16 protein-coding genes and 1 tRNA gene are annotated in these 17323 nt (G+C 60.2%); 7 read left to right on the top strand and 10 right to left on the bottom strand.

From position 1 onward, the window contains the following. Positions 1-45: 45 nt before the first annotated feature. From Q0D41_RS07920 to Q0D41_RS07950, 7 genes are all read right to left on the bottom strand, one after another. Positions 46-1770, bottom strand: coding sequence for a glucose-6-phosphate isomerase (locus tag Q0D41_RS07920; RefSeq protein ID WP_294377602.1), 1725 nt, complete (start codon positions 1768-1770; stop codon positions 46-48). A 255-nt stretch (positions 1771-2025) separates the two neighbouring features. After that, entirely contained in the window at positions 2026-3051 is a 1026-nt protein-coding gene (hypE, locus tag Q0D41_RS07925) for a hydrogenase expression/formation protein HypE (RefSeq protein WP_294377605.1), read from the bottom strand. Between the two features lie 230 nt (positions 3052-3281). Then, entirely contained in the window at positions 3282-4361 is a 1080-nt protein-coding gene (gene hypD, locus Q0D41_RS07930) for a hydrogenase formation protein HypD (RefSeq protein ID WP_114615299.1), read from the bottom strand. Between the two features lie 9 nt (positions 4362-4370). Next, positions 4371-4619, bottom strand: coding sequence for a HypC/HybG/HupF family hydrogenase formation chaperone (locus Q0D41_RS07935; RefSeq protein ID WP_114615300.1), 249 nt, complete (start codon positions 4617-4619; stop codon positions 4371-4373). A 15-nt stretch (positions 4620-4634) separates the two neighbouring features. Continuing rightward, on the bottom strand, positions 4635-7121 hold the full coding sequence (hypF, locus tag Q0D41_RS07940) for a carbamoyltransferase HypF (RefSeq protein WP_294377608.1): 2487 nt from the start codon (positions 7119-7121) through the stop codon (positions 4635-4637). A 15-nt stretch (positions 7122-7136) separates the two neighbouring features. Further along, entirely contained in the window at positions 7137-7655 is a 519-nt protein-coding gene (nikR, locus tag Q0D41_RS07945; protein ID WP_294377610.1) for a nickel-responsive transcriptional regulator NikR, read from the bottom strand. A 3-nt stretch (positions 7656-7658) separates the two neighbouring features. Further along, positions 7659-7913 carry a dynein gamma chain protein gene (locus tag Q0D41_RS07950; protein ID WP_114615303.1) on the bottom strand — a complete coding sequence of 85 codons (255 nt, stop codon included), beginning with the start codon at positions 7911-7913 and terminating at the stop codon, positions 7659-7661. A gap of 304 nt (positions 7914-8217) precedes the next feature. Here Q0D41_RS07950 and Q0D41_RS07955 point away from each other — a divergent pair, with 304 nt between their 5' ends. Next, positions 8218-8664, top strand: a complete 447-nt coding sequence (locus Q0D41_RS07955; protein WP_288484683.1) for a hypothetical protein — start codon at positions 8218-8220, stop codon at positions 8662-8664. Position 8665: 1 nt separating this feature from the next. On the opposite strand, the gene Q0D41_RS07960 is transcribed toward Q0D41_RS07955, so the two are convergent. After that, positions 8666-9022, bottom strand: coding sequence for a helix-turn-helix domain-containing protein (locus tag Q0D41_RS07960; protein ID WP_114615305.1), 357 nt, complete (start codon positions 9020-9022; stop codon positions 8666-8668). A 391-nt stretch (positions 9023-9413) separates the two neighbouring features. On the opposite strand from Q0D41_RS07960, the gene Q0D41_RS07965 reads away from it, so the two are divergent. Continuing rightward, positions 9414-9602: a 4Fe-4S binding protein gene (locus tag Q0D41_RS07965; protein ID WP_114615306.1), complete on the top strand. Its 189-nt coding sequence runs from the start codon at positions 9414-9416 to the stop codon at positions 9600-9602. Between the two features lie 382 nt (positions 9603-9984). On the opposite strand, the gene Q0D41_RS07970 is transcribed toward Q0D41_RS07965, so the two are convergent. Both Q0D41_RS07970 and Q0D41_RS07975 read right to left on the bottom strand, forming a co-directional pair. Beyond that, positions 9985-10071 (bottom strand) — tRNA-Leu (locus Q0D41_RS07970). A gap of 363 nt (positions 10072-10434) precedes the next feature. After that, entirely contained in the window at positions 10435-10638 is a 204-nt protein-coding gene (locus tag Q0D41_RS07975; protein WP_294377621.1) for a DUF6724 family protein, read from the bottom strand. A gap of 396 nt (positions 10639-11034) precedes the next feature. Between Q0D41_RS07975 and Q0D41_RS07980 the strand changes: the two genes are divergently transcribed. From Q0D41_RS07980 to Q0D41_RS08000, 5 genes are all read left to right on the top strand, one after another. Further along, the gene (locus Q0D41_RS07980) at positions 11035-11967 is read left to right on the top strand and encodes a hypothetical protein (protein ID WP_294377624.1); all 933 of its coding nucleotides are present in this window, start codon (positions 11035-11037) and stop codon (positions 11965-11967) included. Then, positions 11964-13988, top strand: a complete 2025-nt coding sequence (locus Q0D41_RS07985) for a hypothetical protein (protein WP_294377627.1) — start codon at positions 11964-11966, stop codon at positions 13986-13988. The genes Q0D41_RS07980 and Q0D41_RS07985 overlap by 4 nt, the downstream gene beginning before the upstream one ends. Continuing rightward, positions 13981-14925, top strand: a complete 945-nt coding sequence (locus tag Q0D41_RS07990; RefSeq protein ID WP_294377632.1) for an FHA domain-containing protein — start codon at positions 13981-13983, stop codon at positions 14923-14925. The genes Q0D41_RS07985 and Q0D41_RS07990 overlap by 8 nt, the downstream gene beginning before the upstream one ends. A gap of 220 nt (positions 14926-15145) precedes the next feature. Further along, positions 15146-16429: a serine--tRNA ligase gene (serS, locus tag Q0D41_RS07995; RefSeq protein WP_294377637.1), complete on the top strand. Its 1284-nt coding sequence runs from the start codon at positions 15146-15148 to the stop codon at positions 16427-16429. Positions 16430-16447: 18 nt separating this feature from the next. Next, the gene (locus Q0D41_RS08000) at positions 16448-17317 is read left to right on the top strand and encodes a hypothetical protein (protein ID WP_294377640.1); all 870 of its coding nucleotides are present in this window, start codon (positions 16448-16450) and stop codon (positions 17315-17317) included. The last annotated feature ends 6 nt before the right edge of the window (positions 17318-17323 follow it).

Here is a 17323-nt window from a genome sequence, read left to right on the forward strand (position 1 = left end):
GCAGCTCAATGAACTGCGGGCTCGTTTCGTTTTTGTGGGGCGCGTCTATTCGGCGGCGCGCTCTCGCTCGATTTCGTCGAGAACCTTCATGACGGCATCGCCCAGGGCGCGAATGGTCACGCCGGAATTGTCGGGCAGGTGCAGGTGCATGCAACGGCGGCCGCGCTCGATAAGAATCGAGAGGTCGGCGGCAGCCTGCGTGCGCGCGAGCATGCCCAAGCTTTCGGGCTCAACATGGCGCAGCGGAATATCTTTCAATTCGTCGGCCGAAACCATGAGGAACACGCCATTGTTCGTGCCGCCTTTTTGCAGCTGGCCCGTGGAATGCAGGTAGCGGGGGCCAATCTCGAGGCAGCTTACGACGCCGAGCTTGTCGGCGACGCCATGGCGAATAATCTCGAGCGCCTCGCGGCGTCCTTCGCCGTCGAAAGGCAAGAATGCATCGAGCGCGAAGTAGTCGCCCGGCTTAATCGACGCAAATAGGTTGCGCAAGGCTCCCATAAGCGTGTCCGATTTGATGCACGGCGCAATGGTGACCTCGGCCTCGCCCATGTTCACGTTGCCGATGAAGTTCTCGGTGAAATCGGGCTTCGGACACCCTTCCGCGAGGAACTTCAGCGCAGCTGCCTTGGTGGAGGCGACGTCGGGCTGGTCAAACGGGCAGCGCTTCATAAGATAGCCGCACATGGCCGTTGCGTATTCCCACATCACGAAATGCTCAGCCAAATCGAGCACGCTGTCGATGCGGAAGGAAAGGCGCGGAATGGTCGGGTCGAGGTAGGCGAGGCTCATGTCGAAATTCTTGCGCTCGTCCCATAGGTCGGTTTTGGTTTGATAGGTGATGACGCTGCGGTCTTTCGGGTCTTCGGTAAGAAGCAGCGCGTCGAGCTCGATGTTCGGCAGAATTCCCACACCCTGCTTGCCGAGGCTTTCGGCGACAAGCTGCTCGATCCAAAGACCAAGCACGCGCCCGCGCTTTGGCGTGAGGAAGCTGAATTTGTCGCGGCCGTTCAAGTAGTTGTCATACAGGAAACTGGCCAGCGTAATGGCGGGGTTGTCGATGGAGTTTTCGCTGCAGACGCGCTCGGCGTCTTTGGCGTGGCCCAAAAAACCGCCCAGGTCGATGCCAACGAGCGCAGCGGGCACGAGGCCGAATACCGAAAGCGCGCTGAAGCGTCCGCCAACGGTGGGCTCGCCAAGGAAGCATGCGCGCCAGCCTTCATCATGGGCGCGCTTCTCCAGGTCGCTGCCGGGGTCGGTGATGGCGACCAGGTGCGAGGGAATTTTCTCGGTTTTCAGGTACATCTCGAAGTGATCGAGCACGGCGTCGAGCACGCTGCGCATTTCGATGGTGCCGCCCGATTTGCTGGAAACGAGTACGAGCGTACGCTCCAAATCAAGGCCGGCCAGAATCGAGCGCACGCGAACGGGCGACACGGAGTCGAGTACCTTGAAGTCGAGCGCGTTGCGGTCGACTTTGTTGTATTTGGTAATAGTCATAGGGGCCTGGGTGGAGCCGCCCTGACCAATAAGCAAAACGGTTTTAAAGCCTTCGGCGATGATGCCTTCTGCGAAAGCCTGAATCTTTTTATAAGGATAGGGCGGCTGGCTCGCGAGCGTTGCCCAACCGGTGAAGTTCTTTGCGCATTCGGCGGCAGCTTCGTCGAAATCGTAGAGGCTTGCATCCTTGGCGTGAAGGCGGCTGGCGACTTTGTCGCGAACCAGGATTTTCGCCGAGGGGTAAAGCTTCTCGGTGTCGTTGATGAGCATGGTTCCTCTTTCTCGCAATCATTATGCGAATGCGGGGAGCAATCTGGTGCAGGTGTTGCCGAAAGTTCCCCTTCACGAAGCAGGCGCGCAGAAAACGCGCGCCTGAGTGATATCTTCGTTGTTGGGGTATTGTACCGAAATCGGGCCTCAACTGGAAATTATCGCCTGCTCAATGTGGAGGTGGCGTGATGGCGGGGCGAGCGCGGCCGTAAAAAAATGGGGCAGGGGGTGCTTTCCCTGCCCCATTGCGGGTAATTAGCAAATGCGCGGAAGCTGTTCGCCTACGAGCATATCGAGGATACGGCGCGTGCCGAAGCCCGTTTCCAGAAAGACTTTCGGGCCGCGGGTTTCGTTGGCCTCCTCGACGCGGCCGATAATGGCGGCATCGGCGCCGTATTTGTTGGCCTTCATGGCAGCGAGCGCGGCTTCGGCCTGCTTGGCGGGCACGATGCAGACCATTTTGCCTTCGTTGGCAACCTGGAATACGTCGTAGCCGAGCATGTCGCACGCGCCACGTACCACGTCTTTCACGGGAACGCGGTCTTCCGAGACCACCATGTCAACGCCGCTTTGCGCGCCCAGCTCGTTGAGCGTCGAGGCCAAGCCGCCGCGGGTGGGGTCGCGGAAGCAGCGCGTATCGGGGGCGGCGGCGAGCACGTCGGCAATAAGGCCGTTCAGAGGGGCGGCGTCGCTTTCGATGGGAGCGTTGAACGAGAGGTTCTCGCGCTGGCTCATGATGCAAATGCCGTGATCGCCCAGCGTGCCGGAAAGCAGAATGGCGTCTCCGGGCTTGCAGTTCGCGCCAGAAAGCTCGACGTCGGCCGGCACCAGGCCCACGCCTGCTGTGTTGATGTAAATGCCGTCGCCGTGTCCGCGATTCACGACTTTCGTGTCGCCCGTTACCACATGTACGCCGGCCTCGGCAGCGACTTCGCGAATCGTTTCGCAAATGCGGCGCAGGTCATCCATGGGGAAGCCCTCTTCGAGCACCATGGCGACCGAGAGGTATTTCACCTTGGCGCCGCTCGTGGCAACGTCGTTCACCGTGCCGCAAACGGCCAGACGGCCGATGTTGCCGCCGGGGAAGAAATGCGGCGTGACCACGAACGTGTCGGTGGAAAACGCCAAGCGCTCGCCAGGGGCGGGGGCAGGCAGAAGCGCCGCGTCGTTGCCCTGGGCAAGTTCTTCAGAGCCATATGTCGCGGCGAACACGTCGTCGATGATGCGCTTCATCATGGTTCCGCCGGAGCCATGACCCAAAAGAACAGTTTCGTCAGCCATTATGAAAACTCCCTTCATCGGGTGATGAGTGTGGACCCCATCCAGTAATAGCGGGATTCGATGGGCGATTTCGGTGGTTCCTCGCGGAGGGGCCGCTACGACATGCCCGCTCGGCTACCGGCCGCTTTGCGGCCTATGCGCCTCGCTCCGGTTTCCCGTTTTGGAAAAAATTGAGAAACCGAGCATGTCGAAGCGGCCCCTCCGCGAGGAACCACCAGCCATCATCATAGTTAGTAATACCTGAAATACGCGGCGCAGGAGCCCTCGGAGCTCACCATGCAGGGCCCTACGGGGTTTTCCGGCGTGCAAACCTTGCGGAACAGCGGGCATTCGCTTGGTGCCATAATGCCGCGCAGGACATCGCCGCAGCGGCACCCCTTCGGCTCGATCGTGGGCTCTACCTCGACCTCATGCACGCGCATCGCATCGAAATCGGCGAATTCATCGCGAATTCGGTAGCCGCTTCCCTCGATGGGGCCAAGGCCGCGCCATGTCGCGGTGCAGGTATCGAACACCTCGTCAATCGCGGCAAGTGCCACGGGATTGCCCTCGGGCATGACGCCGCGCGCGTACGCGTTCTCGATTTCGGCGCGCCCTTCGTGCAGCTGGCGCATAATCATGGCGATGCCTTCGAGCACGTCAAGCGGCTCGAACCCGGTGATAACGCCGGGGATGTGGTATTTCTCGGCCAAAAACTGGTAAGGCTTCATTCCAATGATGGTGCTTACGTGCCCCGGCAAAATGAGGGCGTTAACCTTCAGCTCGGGGTCGCCCATGAGCACGTCGAGCGCACCGGGCATGTTCTTGTGCGCTGCATATACGCTGAAATTGGCAAGCCCCATCGCCTTGGCGCGTTTGATCGCCATGGCAACGAGCGGCGTGGTGGTTTCAAAGCCGACGCCTACGAAAATGACGGGACGCGTGGGGTTTTCCTTGGCGACCGTCAGCGCGTCGAGGGGCGAATACACGATGCGAATGTCGCGCCCCGCGGCCTGTTCCTTAAGAAGCGAGCTCGTGGAGCCAGGCACGCGCGTCATGTCGCCGAAGGTGGTGATAATCACGTTCGGAACGCGCGAGAGCGCGATGACCGTATCGATGTCGTGGTTGCTCGTCACGCATACGGGGCAGCCTGGACCGCTTGCGAGGCGGCAGCCTTCGGGCATGAGCGAACGAATGCCGTTTCGGGCGATGGCGACGGTGTGCGTTCCGCATACTTCCATAAGGGTCGCATGCTCGGGCGCGAGCGCCTGGATGCTTTCGATGAGCCCGCGTGCAAGCACGGGGTCTTTGAAGCTGTTTTGGTCAACCATGGCTGCCACCTACACCGCGGGCGCGGGTTGCACGTCGTCGGCGAATTCGGGGAATTGGCGAATAAGATCGAGCGTTTCGTTCGCGGCCTGTTCGCTTACCACCTCAATCGCGAATCCCGCATGCACCAGCACGTAGTCGCCTACGGTTGCCTGCGGGGTAAGGTCGATGGAGATGGAGCGCGTGACGCCCAAAATGTCGACGGTGGCCATATTGCCCTCGTCGAGCTCGGTGATTTTTGCGGGAATCGCAAGGCACATATTGGGTTCCTCCCTCTATTTCTGCGCATCTGCCTGCGCGTGGCGCGCTGCGGCGATGACGGCTTGTCCGAATGAAACGCCGCCGTCGTTGCACGGCAGCTCTTTATTGAGTGCGACGGTGAAGCCGGCGGCTTCGAGCGCGGCGAGCGTGTGCTCGAGCAGGTAGCGATTCATGAATACGCCTCCCGAAAGCGCCACGGTAGAAATGCCGTAGGCGGCATTTGCCACCAGGCATGCCTGCATAATGGCCTCGACCATGGCGTCGTGGAACTTGCGGGCGATATCCGACGTCGCCACGCCTGCCGCCATGTCATCGAGCATGCTCGCGAATACGGGCTGGGCGTCGAGCAGAATGACACTCGTGTCATGCGCGGTGCTGTCGGGGTTGGCGCAATTCTTGGAAACGCCCATGTGGTAGGCGTCGCCTGCGGCTTCGGGGTCGATGGTTCGCTTTCGGCCCAACGAGGCGTCGCTTATGGCCGCCTCCAGCAACGCAGCGGCTTCGCCTTCGTAGGCGGGGTGCTCGCATACGCCCAAAAGCGCGCTCGCGGCGTCGAACAGCCGGCCGACGCTTGAGGTGCGCGGGCAATTCAGGTCGCGTTCAATCATGTGGTCGCACACCTGGGCGGCATCGCCGAGCGCCTCAATCGCGGGGGCGGCCGCGGGGTGATCGAGCAGGTCGAATTCGTGCAATGCCCCATAGGCCATGCGCAGCGGGTTTTTCACCGCCGCCGCGCCGCCTGGCATGGGAAGGTAGGCGAAGTTCGCGAATCTCTCGAAATCGGTTCGGTTCGCGAGCAGAACCTCGCCGCCCCAAATGCGCCCGTCGTAACCGTAGCCCGTGCCGTCGAAAGCAACTCCAATGGTCGCTTCGTCGAGGCCGCATTCGGCCATGGCGCTTACGATGTGCGCGTGATGGTGCTGGATTTTCTCAAGGGGCAGCTCTTCGCCTGCGTCGGCTGCGCGGCGATGGGCCTCTTCGGCCCATTTCGACGAGAGGTATTCGGGGTGCATGTCGGACGCAAGGCTTTCGGCCACGGCTTGGAACAGGCTCTCGAAATGCTCTTTTGCCGAAAGCCACGCGTCGAATGTCTCGGCGTTTTCCATGTCACCAATATGCTGGCTCACGAACGCCTCGTCGCCGCGCAGCAGACAGAACGTATTCTTTTGTTCGGGGCCTGCGGCGAACAGCACGCGCTTTGCCTGGCCGCTGTCCTGATCACCCTTCTTCGCAAGCGAAATTGGCATGGGCGCGAACCCGCGCGCGCGGCGCACCATTTGCACGGCGTCGCCGGCGCTGCCCGCCGAAATCACGCGCACGACCGAATCGTCGAAACGGCAGCGAATGGGGCGGTTGTTGCCCAGGAACGCGTCGGTGATGCCTGCGAGCTGGGAGCGCGCCTCGTCATCGGTCATGCAAATGGGCTCATCGTGCAGATTGCCCGACGTCATGACGAGCGGTCCGCCGAACGCGGCAAGCAGCAGGTGCTGCACCGGCGTATACGGCAGCATAACGCCCAGTTCGGGAAGATGGTCGGCGAGGCCTGCGGCGAATTGCGCGTCGCTGCGCTTCTTCAAGAGCACGATGGGTCGCTGCGTGCCCGTGAGCAAGCGGCGTTCGGCGTCGTTGACCTGGCAGGTTTCACGCACATCGTCGAGCGTGCGATACATAACCGCGAATGCTTTGCCTTCGCGGCGCTTGCGGCGGCGCAGCTCGGCGAGGGCTTCGGGGTTGCGTGCGTCGCATGCCAAATGGAAGCCGCCAAGGCCTTTCACGGCGACGATGGCCCCTTCATGCAAAAGTTCGGCCGCGCGCGCGAAAATCGCATCGCTGGCCTGAAGGGTGCAACCCCACAGCGTTCCGTCCTCGTCAGCATCGGCGCCGTCAAAAGCTTTGTCCGTTGCGGGGTTTTCCGCAAAGCTCTTTTCCCACCAGGAGATATGGGGACCGCATTCGAAGCATGCGTCGGGCTGTGCGTGGAAGCGCCTGTCCGCCGGGTTGCGATATTCGGCGTCGCACGCTTCGCACATGGGAAATCCCGCCATGGAAGTTTTCGCGCGATCATAGGGGAGGCTGTCGATGATCGTGAAGCGCGGTCCGCAATTCGTGCAATTGATGAACGGGTAATGGTAGCGGCGGTTGTGCGGGTCGAACAGCTCGGCCACGCATTCGTCGCACGTCGCCAAGTCGGGCGACACCAGGGTGGTCGCGTCGGCTTCGGCTTCGTCCGAATAGCGAATTTCGAAATCGGAGAACCCTTCGAGAGGGGCTTCTTTCATATTGATTTCGTCCACGCGCGAGGCGGCCGGCGCATTGCTGTTGATTTCCATAACCAACGCGTCGATGTCTTCGGGCTCGCCTTCCGCGTGCACGAAGACGCCCGCGGTGGCGTTGAGCACCCAACCGCAGATGTTGTGGCGCAGCGCGGCGTTGAAGACGAACGGGCGAAAGCCTACGCCTTGAACGACGCCATGAACTTCTATGTCGAGGGCTTCTCTCATGGATGCTCCTTGGGGCTAGTGCGTGTGGCTATGGCCGTGGGTATGCGGGTGGTCGTGCGCGTAAGCGCGCGCGGCATTCACGGCATCGGTGCCCGGTGTGGGCTGGTTGTCGTAGATGCCATGCCCCGTCGAGGTCATGGTGAGATGCCCGTGCGTTACGCCCTTCGTGCCCAGGATGATATTCGAGATGGTTTGAATCAGGCCGCTTTCGCCGCGCAGGATAATGACCTCCATGCAGGCTTCGGCATCGAGGTGCACATGCATGCTCGAGATGATTTGCTCGAAGAACTCGTGTTGAATGCCGTCGAGTTTGTCGCGCACGTCTCCCGTGTGGTGATTGAACACGATGGTGAGCGTGCCCATGACCTCTTCGCCGGGCATGGAGCATTCTTCCTCGATGAGCGCGTCGCGCACCAGGTCGCGAATGACCTCGCTGCGGTTTTTCGCCAGGCCGCGTCGCGCGACCAGGGCGTCGAAGCGAACCAAGAGGTTCTCGGGCATTGCGACCGAGAACCTCATAAGGTCTTGAGCCATGATTTACACCAGTTTGACGGTCACGCCGCTGGCCTTTTCAGCGTCGTCTTCCAGGGCTTCTTTGGCGTCGTCGAGCAGCGCGCGAATGTCGTCGAGGGCGCTCATGGCCGCATGGAGCTTCTCGCCGGCGGTTTCGAAGCCTGCGTCTTCTGCCTGGTGGGCCAGGTTGTGGGCCCAGCGGCGTTCCAGCTTGATGTGGTCGTCGATCTGCTCGATCATTTGCTCGAACTGGCCGGTGTTAATGCCGTTGGTGCACATGGTGGCTCCTCTCACTGCGCCACGCGGGCGACGCTTCGGCCTCGTTGGCCGGTGGTCGTTGGGGCTGGCGCAAAAAATGGCGATGGGCGCGATGGGCGCTCATCCGTACGGTTTTCGGCGGGCGTTCGCTTTTAGACGTTACGTTGCCGCTCGCGACTGGAAGTGCGGCGACTGAGCGCGTTGCCTTTCGGGCGGGTTGCTCCGTCGGAGTTGCCCCGAAGAGGGTTTTGCTGTTTGGCCTCTCGGGTTTGGGGCTATTATGGTCCCGCGCGTGTTGCATTGAAAGCAAGAAAAGGGGATAGGTGTGAAAAAACCAGCGAAAAGTAACATGTATCTCGATGCGAAGTTCGAGCAGCTCGCGGAATACGATGCGGCCATTGCGGGCGACGTGGATGCCGATGCGTGCATCGTTGGTTTTGGCGAATTGCCTGACCAGGTGTTTTCTGCGCTTTGCGCGGCATGCGCAGGTATTGGCATGCCAGACCCCGTGATAGTGGATGCGTCGCTTGTTGGCGACCCCGCGCGTGCGACGTTCGTAGTGGAAGCGCTTGACCCAGCGGCGATTATCGTGGCCGATGGGATTGCGGCGGCCATGCTCTCAGATGGCTACCATGCAAAGCTGCCGCTCAATGCCGCAACGCGCTTGTTGGGGCGCCCGTTCGTGGCGTTCGAATCGTTCCAGGAAGATTTGTCTGACGACAAGTTGAAGCAGCGCGACTGGGCGCTCATCAAAACGCTGAAACGTGCGTAACTTAGTTCTGCTTGTAGGTGGCTTCTTCTTCAATGATGAGTTCGGCCATGTGCGCCTCGCCCCAGACGCGCATGGCGTCGATGACGGGCTCGAGGCTGCGGCCGCGATCGGTGAGCGTATATTCGACGCGCGGCGGCACTTCGGCAAACACTTCACGCTTGAGCAGGCCGTCTTCTTCCATGGCACGCAAATTTGAGGTGAGCACTTTTTGGGAGATGCTGCCGATAGATTTCTTCAGCTCGCCAAAGCGTTTCGTGCCGGTAAGAAGGTCGCGAAGAATGAGGACTTTCCATTTGTCAGACATGAAGGAAAGCGTCGCCTCGACGGGAGATGAAGTTCTAGACAGCTTAGTGGCCATGCGCCATGGATCCTTTCGCTCGTGCGGTGTTTAAGGTGTGTGTAAGCGAAACTTATGAAATTGTGTGCGGTTGCTGGTTGCACGGTGGTTAGTATCCCACAGAAACCTGATTACCGCAAATAATTCATAGGGTTTCCTATGAAAAAAACGAGCAATTCGAAAATGCAATTTGTTGCATGCGGCTATCTTCTGAACGTGTGACGTGGGGTTTTGCTAACGCGTTACAAAAAGGTTGGAACCGTTCAACGCCATTTCCGAATTTCTTCTTGCAAACGCTGCAAGTCATGGTATTTTGCGGTCAGTGATTTGAGCCGGCGGGGTGCCGGTTTGAGTTTTTGTCAGTGTTGATTTTCAGCGTTGAAGCTGAGTACACAAGTGAGAGGAGCACACAATGGCTCATCCTGTGCTTGAAACCGAAGAGTGCATTGGCTGCGGCATTTGCGTTGACGCTTGCCCGCAGGACGTTTTGGAGATTGCCGGCGGCGTTGTCGTTGTCGAGAACGAAGATGCATGCATCGCCTGCGGCGATTGCGTCGAGGAATGCCCCATGGGCTGCATCACCGAGATCAGCGAAGACTAATTCAGATTTTGGTTGCCTTTGAAGGCCCCGCGTTCGAGATGAGCGCGGGGCCTTCGTTCGTTTTGGGCTGAAAGTGAAGGAGCTTCGCGAAGGAGACGTTTGCAGATAGATTTCGCGAGAGCGGCGTTTGCAAATGGCGGCGGTTTTGACCACGATTTACGCCGAAGTGGTCAAAACCGCCGCTATTTGCAATCGATGGTGCGGTGCCCATGCTTGCCAAGCAAGGTTTTGCGCCTTCGCACTGGCAAATCTTGCGCCTTTGCGCTCGCGCTGGAAAAGTTTGCCCTTTCGCGCCGGCAGCGGCGTTTAAGTCAAAGCTGTGGCTCGGCATTCCCGGAAATAGAAAAAGGCCAGGAGTGAACTCCTGGCCTCAAGTTTTAAGTGGTGCGGGTGAAAGGACTTGAACCTTCATGGGGTTGCCCCCATACGGACCTGAACCGTACGCGTCTGCCAATTCCGCCACACCCGCGTGGCTTCTTGCTGAAGCGAGTTAGTACTATATCTGAAGCGATTCGTGGATGCAAGCACTTTTTTCGAAAAAATGAGATTCGATTTCGTGGTTGGCTGAAGAAGTAACCTCGGCACTGCGAATGGAGGCGCGGGGTTTGCGCTTGCATTTGGATTAGTTGAAAAAGCGCGCGCAACGCTGCAAGTGCAAGCGCAACGCCCTTGCACTTGTTTTTTCAGCCTGAGGATTTCTGATTTCGGGAGCGCGGGGAGCCGAGCTCGGGAGCTTTATCCCTCGGGCGCCTTCCTCAAAATAAAAATGCCGACACGAAGCCGGCATTTCTTTCAACGGTTGTGGGCTTGAGGTGCCTGGTTGGTTCGGCGACTATTCGTCCTCGTCATCGTCATCATCGAAGAAGGTGAAATCGTCATCGTCGTCTTCGACTTCGCCGCGATCTTTGAATGTTTGGCGGGTGCGCCACTCCATAATCACGCACACCAAGACCGAAATCACGAGGCCTGCAAGCACCAGAATGCCCACGCCAGCGAATGATTCGAAGAAAAAGTGGTACAGCGACTCTATGCTCATGACGATCTTCCTAAGTTTTAGATGAGTAATTGCGCCTTCGCGCTCCTGCGATTCTAAACGATTGCGCGCAGAAGTTGGGCGAGACTTGTTCATATTGCAGAGAACCAAACAACCTCGCGGAACGGGTGCGCGTGCGGGGGAATTGCGCGCTTGCGGCGCTTGGCGTGTTTTTGGGCGCACTCGGGCCGCCCTGTGCAAGCGCGTTTGCTTTTTCGCCGGAGCTTGGCGGATGGTTTAGCGGGCTCGCGCGAAGCCGCGTTCATACGCTTCTGCGGTCGGCGCCGGCGGATAAAGAAGGCCGTTAGCGAGCGCGCGCCTGAAGACTGCGGGGCTTTGCGATACTATAAACGGTTATTGGTGAAGCAAATGCATCGCGAAGGGAAAGGTTGGTGGGTTTTGAAGAGGCTGGGCGGTGAGATTGAGGCATCGAACCCCCGCAAGCGGGTGAAGCTTGCGCCAGCGGCCGCGTCACTTGTGACGTTTTCTTTCGCGCTTTTGTTTTCAAGCGCGCTGTTGTATGCGGCGCTCTTCCCGGGCTTTTCCGTGCCGAGCTCGTATGCGTCTTTCCACGCCGAGAAGAGCAGCTCCGCATCGCCTGAGGGCATTATTCGCGCGCTCGTCGGCGACGGTTCGAGCGAAGCCTCTTCTGATGACGGGAGCGAGCCCTCTTCTGACGTTTCGGCATCTTCTGCGCTTACGTTCTCGAGCTTTTTCGCTTCCGCGCTCCAATCGACCGAGGCGACCGTTTCGAAAAACGAATCCGTCAACTCGCAGGACCCTTCATCGGGCAATTCCTCTTCGGGCGATGCGTCGGGCGGTTCTGACCAGTCGGGCCCTTCGGGCGGAAGCCCCGCTGGCTCAGGTGGTTCGGGTGGCACCGGTTCCAACAGTTCGGGCGGCGCTGCGACGGCGTCGGGCCTTACGGCGGCCGAAGAAAATGAATTCCACGCGTTTCTCGTGGACCGGTTCAATCAATGCGTGCAGCTTTCTGGCAGCCTGCGTGAATCTGCGGGGCATTTGAACTACGACGTGGACTTGGGGTATTTCGGCGATGCCGCGCAATGGTATTCCGACATGCTTGTCTATGACAGCTCGATCGACTCCATGAAGGCGGCGCTCAACATGAAAGTTGCCGTGGCCGAGCGTTCGCGTTATTACCGCTTTTGGGAAGAAATTGAATATATGGTGAACGACTTGGGCACTATGTCGGTCGCGCTCGTGGGTCAGTGGGGGGCCGCGAAGCAATCGGCCTCGGCGAGCGCCGTGGACATCTCTGGGCCCTATGCGAGCTACCGCGCGCATGAGGATAGGGCGAGGAGCTTGGCATGAGTGGCTGGCTTTCGGGGCCGCGCGACTCGCGGCCATTGGGATATTCGGCAATCGATGGGGGCGGCGACCCCTTCGGCGGCGCTCGGGTAGTGAGCGTTGCGCACTTCGAGCCGGCTGTTGGCATGCAGGGCGAGGCGCTCGATTCGTACAAGCGCCGTTTCGGCACGCTCTTCGTTGACGAGTCTACACGCCGTCGCGGCGGCATTGGGTCGGTCGTGCGTGCGACCAATGTGCTTGGCGAGCAGTTCGCGCTGAAAACGCTCGTTATGCCCGAGCGCGACGAGCGTGCGAGCGATGCTGAATACGAACGCTATGGAGCGGGTTTGAAAACCGCGTTTCGTCAGGAATTCGAGTGTCACAAGGCCGTTTCGGGCCTCAAGGGATTTCCTCATTTGTATGGGATGGGCGAGGTCGCGGGCGCGCCTGCCATCGTTATGGAATGGGTGTGCGGCGAAACGCTCGCGCATGTATGCGACGCCCTTGCGGTTGACGGGGCCGGCCGCATGCCCACGCTTGTGGCTGCTCAAATCGGCCGCGACGTGTTTGACCTGCTTGCGCACCTTGATTTCCTTGAAGGCGGCTTTGTCCATCGCGACATCTCGCTCGCCAATGTGATGGTTCGAACTTCACGCCTCTCCCTTGCCGAGCAGGTTGAGGAAGGCTTCTTCGATGTGTGCCTTATCGACTTCGGGTCGTCGACGCCGGAAGAGATGCAAGGCTCGTCGTTCACGAGGGTCAGTTCTCTTACTCGCAAGGCGACGGCCGATTTTGCGCCGCCCGAGATGCTTACGGAGGATATCGCGGGAGTCGATGCGCTGCGCAAATCGCCCAAAATCGATGTGTATGCGACGGCGAGCGTGATATACCGGCTCGCCTGCGGGCGTGCGCCGTTTGACCTGGAGGCGGAAACCGCGCAGCCCGCGGCAGGTTCGGGCGATGCGGCCGATTCGAGAAGCGGAAAAAGGTTCGGGAAAAATGCCGAAGCAGCGAACCGCGCGTTCTCTCCGTATCGCGTAAAAACCGAGACCGCTCCCGCCCGCCCCGTGTTCGCGCATGCGGCGGCGGCCGATATCGCCGCAGTGCTTCTCTGCGAGCCGGAAGTGGACAAGGCTCTTCGTCGCGCGTGCTCCGATGCGGCGCAAGCCCCGAGCGTCGACGAGGTGCGCGATGCGCTTGCGTTCGTCGACGACCAGCTCGCCTCCGTGCTTTTGGCGTGCCTTTCCGCTGATCAAGGGGCGCGCCCCACGGCGCATGAGGCTTTCAATGCGTTTTCGGCGTTTTGCGGCCACTATTTGGAAAACGTTGTGCTTTCGTTTCAGGGCGAGCCGCTGATCCCATGCACGTTCGATGGTTCGGGCGCGGGGTCGATGCGCGATATGTTTGCCGCGCGATTGGCGGTGCGTATTGCCGCGTGGGCGGCTTCGGCGGCAGTGCTCGTGGTTGTAGCCGCGTCGGCGGCGTATTCGGTGGATGGCATGGAGGCGAGCCTTCTTTTACCCGGCATGCAATGGCGAGGGGCGCTTGAGCCTTGGATGGTCGCCCTTGCGTTGGCTGCGCCCGCCGTGCTCGGAGTTGTTTTTCGCGGTCCGAGCTTGCATTCGCGAGCCGGCTTCATTCGGGCGAGCTTCGGCGTTGCGGCGGCGGCCGTGGTTGAGGGCTTCGTCTTGTCGAATGCGGCGGTGGCTCCGCCGAGCGCGCATGCGAGTTTGGCGGCGGCCCTTTTTGCAGCCGCTGCTGCGGCATGGTGTCCATTTGTGGCCGATTTTGCGTTGGCGGTGGTATATGGCCCCGCTCGTAAGAAAATACATGGGACCTTGCCGCCGGGCGCAGCGCCTCGGGGCGCGTTTGGCGCTGCTGCGGCGGCGTTGGAAGAGCCCCAAGGCGATAGAGCGTGCAAAAATGCTTCGGATGGTCAGAATGTTTCGGCCGAGCAGAACGCTTCGGACGAGCAGGAAGAACCAGCTGAGCAGAAAGATTCGGTTTTAGAAGACCCAAGGAAGGAAGGTGACCAGAGTGAATAACAACCCTACGCCCTGCGGCGCCCTGTTTGACGTGATGAAAAAACACGCCAGCATCAGCTACAAAGAGCTCGCGGGCCTTATTCTGTCGAATCGCCCTCTTTCGGATGGCCGGAGCCCCATAAGCCGCGTCGGCGATAGAACGTGGATCTCGCGCTTCATCGTGCATGCGCCGGCTGGTTCGCTGCAGGAGCGTTATTTCTGCGACTATGGCGTGGCGGCGCTTCGCGTCATGGCACGCCTTCGCTCTCGCACCAATCGTCCCATGCAGGGCCGTGATGTGCTTATCATGCTTCGCGACCAGGGAATTCCCGAAATGGCGGCAGCTCTTTCGCGCATTGGCGAAGACGCGAGCGTCTTGCGCAACGTGTTCGACCGCCTGGTGTGCGGATCGGGCTATTCCGAAGACGAGCGGGCCGACGTGGCCATGGTGCTGTTCATCTCGGCCGGTTGCATGGGGAGCGCTCGCAAGGCGGCCGCGTTTGCGCTCGAGTATGCGCAAACCTCGCACGGTGGCAGACTCGCGGCCACGCCAGCCATTATGATGCGCGACGATGGCGCCGAAGACGTGCGTGAAATAGAGCCGCTTCCTTTGTCGCTCGGCCTTCTTCGTGTCGTCGATGGCTACGTGAAGGGCTCGCCCCACTGGGTCGACCCCGGCAGCAAAGAGATTGAAATTGGCGCGCTCGCCTTGGGCGATGACGATATCGCCGACGTGGGGGCGGGCGCTTCGGCCCACCACGCGCGTCTCGTGCGTGAAGGCGCGGCGTGGTTTGTGCGCGACCTTGGGTCCACGAACGGCACGGAAATCGTGAGCGGCGCCACGGGCGAGCGCGCGGTTGTGCACGAAGGCGCGATGTCGCGGCTGAGCGCGGGCGACCGCCTTGTGCTCGGGGACGATACGGTGTTCATCGTCATCGAGGGCGTGCCAGGGGCGTAAAGCGAATAAACAGAGGGATGCTGCGTCTGGCGGTCTTATGGCTGGTTCAGCCCTTTCTTGTGCAACCTTCGCGCAGGCGGGGCGGCGCGTGGCTTGAAGCGTGCGCGTTTGGGCTATACTTTGGCGATATGTTTCTATTGCCCCTCGCGATGCGCGCGGGGCTCAAAGCCACCGAAGGCGGCGCGCCGCGCGTCGCAGTCACTTGAAGGAGTGCCAGGCCATGCTTGATATTCGCTATGTTCGCGATAACCAGGAAGCCGTTGCCCAGGCAATGGCGAACCGCAATTTCCCGTGGGATGCCGAGCTGTTCGCATCGCTCGATGAGCAGCGTCGCGAGGCTATTTCCGCCGAGGAAAGCCTGCAGGCCGAGCGCAATGCCGCTTCTAAGGAAATCGGCAAGCTCATGGGCGCTGGCAAAAAGGAAGAGGCCGAAGCTGCCAAGGAACAGGTTCGCCAGATCAACGAAAAGCTCGCCGAGGCAAGCGCCAAGCGCGAAGAAGTCGACGCCAAGCTCAATGACATTTTGGTGGGCTCGCCGAACATTCCGTGCGACGCCACTCCGGTGGGCAAAGACGAAAGCGAAAACCCCGAGCGCCGTCGCTGGGGCACGCCGCGCGAGTTCGATTTCGATTTCAAGCCCCATTGGGATCTTGGCACCGATTTGGACATCCTCGATTTCGATCGTGGCAATAAGCTTTCGGGCAGCCGTTTCACGGTGCTCGGCGGCGCAGGCGCTCGTCTCGAGCGTGCGCTCATCAACTACTTCCTCGATACGCACACGTCCCGCGGTTTCAAAGAGTGGTGGCCGCCTATCGTCGTGAAGCGTCAGGCCATGTTCGGCACGGGCCAGCTTCCCAAATTCGAAGACGACGCATATCACGTTTCCGGCGACAACTTCCTTATTCCTACCGCCGAAGTCGTGCTTACCAACCTGCATGCGGGCGAAGTGCTCGATGCTGCCGATTTGCCGAAGTGGTACACCGCGTTCACGCCGTGCTTCCGCGAAGAGGCTGGCTCGGCTGGCCGCGACACGCGCGGCATCATCCGCCAGCACCAGTTCGACAAGGTCGAGATGGTGAAGTTCGCCACGCCCGAAGATTCCGATGCCCAGCTCGAGAGCATGACCGCTGAAGCCGAATACCTGCTGCAGCAGCTCGAGCTGCCCTACCGCGTTATTTCTCTGTGCACGGGCGACCTGGGCTTTTCCGCACGCCAGACCTACGACGTCGAGGTGTGGCTGCCCAGCTACAACGCATACAAAGAGATTTCCAGCTGCTCGAACTGCGGCGACTTCCAGGCGCGTCGCGCGAACATCAAGTATCGCGACCCCGCGAACTTCAAGGGCACGCGCTACGTTCACACGCTGAACGGATCCGGCCTGCCTGCGGGCCGCACGATGGCTGCCATTTTGGAGAACTACCAGCAGGCCGACGGCTCCATCAAGGTGCCTGACGTGCTCGTTCCCTACATGGGCGGCATGGAATACATCAAGGCCGAAGCGTAAAAACGCAAAGGCGCACGAATGACCGAACCTCTTCGCGACGATACACGGGGCGCTGCGGCGCCCCCACCGCCCCCTCCGCCGAAATACGCGCCGGAGTCGTCGAATCCTGCGCCCGATGAGGAACTCCAGCAGGAAAGCGGAAGCGCGCGGGGCTCAGCTGCATCGCGGGCGAAGCTCAAGGGCAAGGGAAAGGCTCACGGCGGCAAACGCGTGGTTACCGCCTCTACGGTTGTAGCCCTGGTTGCCGCATGCATCGTTGTCGCCGCCTTGATTTTCGCGTTGTGGGCGATTGGTTTTGCACAGAAGTCTCCTCTCGACACCCGTCTGGGCGATGCGTCGTCGCAAAATTCGTCGAGCGCGCGTTCGTCTTCGTCTGACGATGCCGCGAAAAACGACGAGTCGAAGCGAGCGACGGCCGATGTGCAGCAGGCTCTCAATGCGCTTGCCGCCGATGAAGATAGCCAGTTCCTCGATTGCGTACAGGAATTCGTGGACGCATACGATTCCGTCGTTGACGAGAGGAGCTACTCGCTCGCCGATTTAGATATCGACGCCTCCGATTTGGCTCCGCGTTTGCGCTCGGAGTTCGAATGCAAAGTTGTCCAAGCTGATGTATACAACGGCATGGCTTGGGTCGACGTTGATGTGACCTCGAAAAACATAGCGAGCGCAGTTGATTCGTTCGCTCGCGAGGTGGCGGGCGATGCCTTGTCGTATGACGACGAGGATGCTTATCGCGCACATTTGAAAGAAGCGCTGCTCGATTCAATCGACAAGCAAAAGCCGCGCACGGTGCGCGTGCTGCTCACGCTCGAGCAGGGCGATGATGGGTGGCAGGTTTCGCAAAGCGACGTGGAATCGCTGCTCGGTTCGGCATGGGGTTCATAGTGAAAT

Source organism: uncultured Slackia sp. (assembly GCF_934630525.1).
GTDB lineage: Bacteria > Actinomycetota > Coriobacteriia > Coriobacteriales > Eggerthellaceae > Slackia.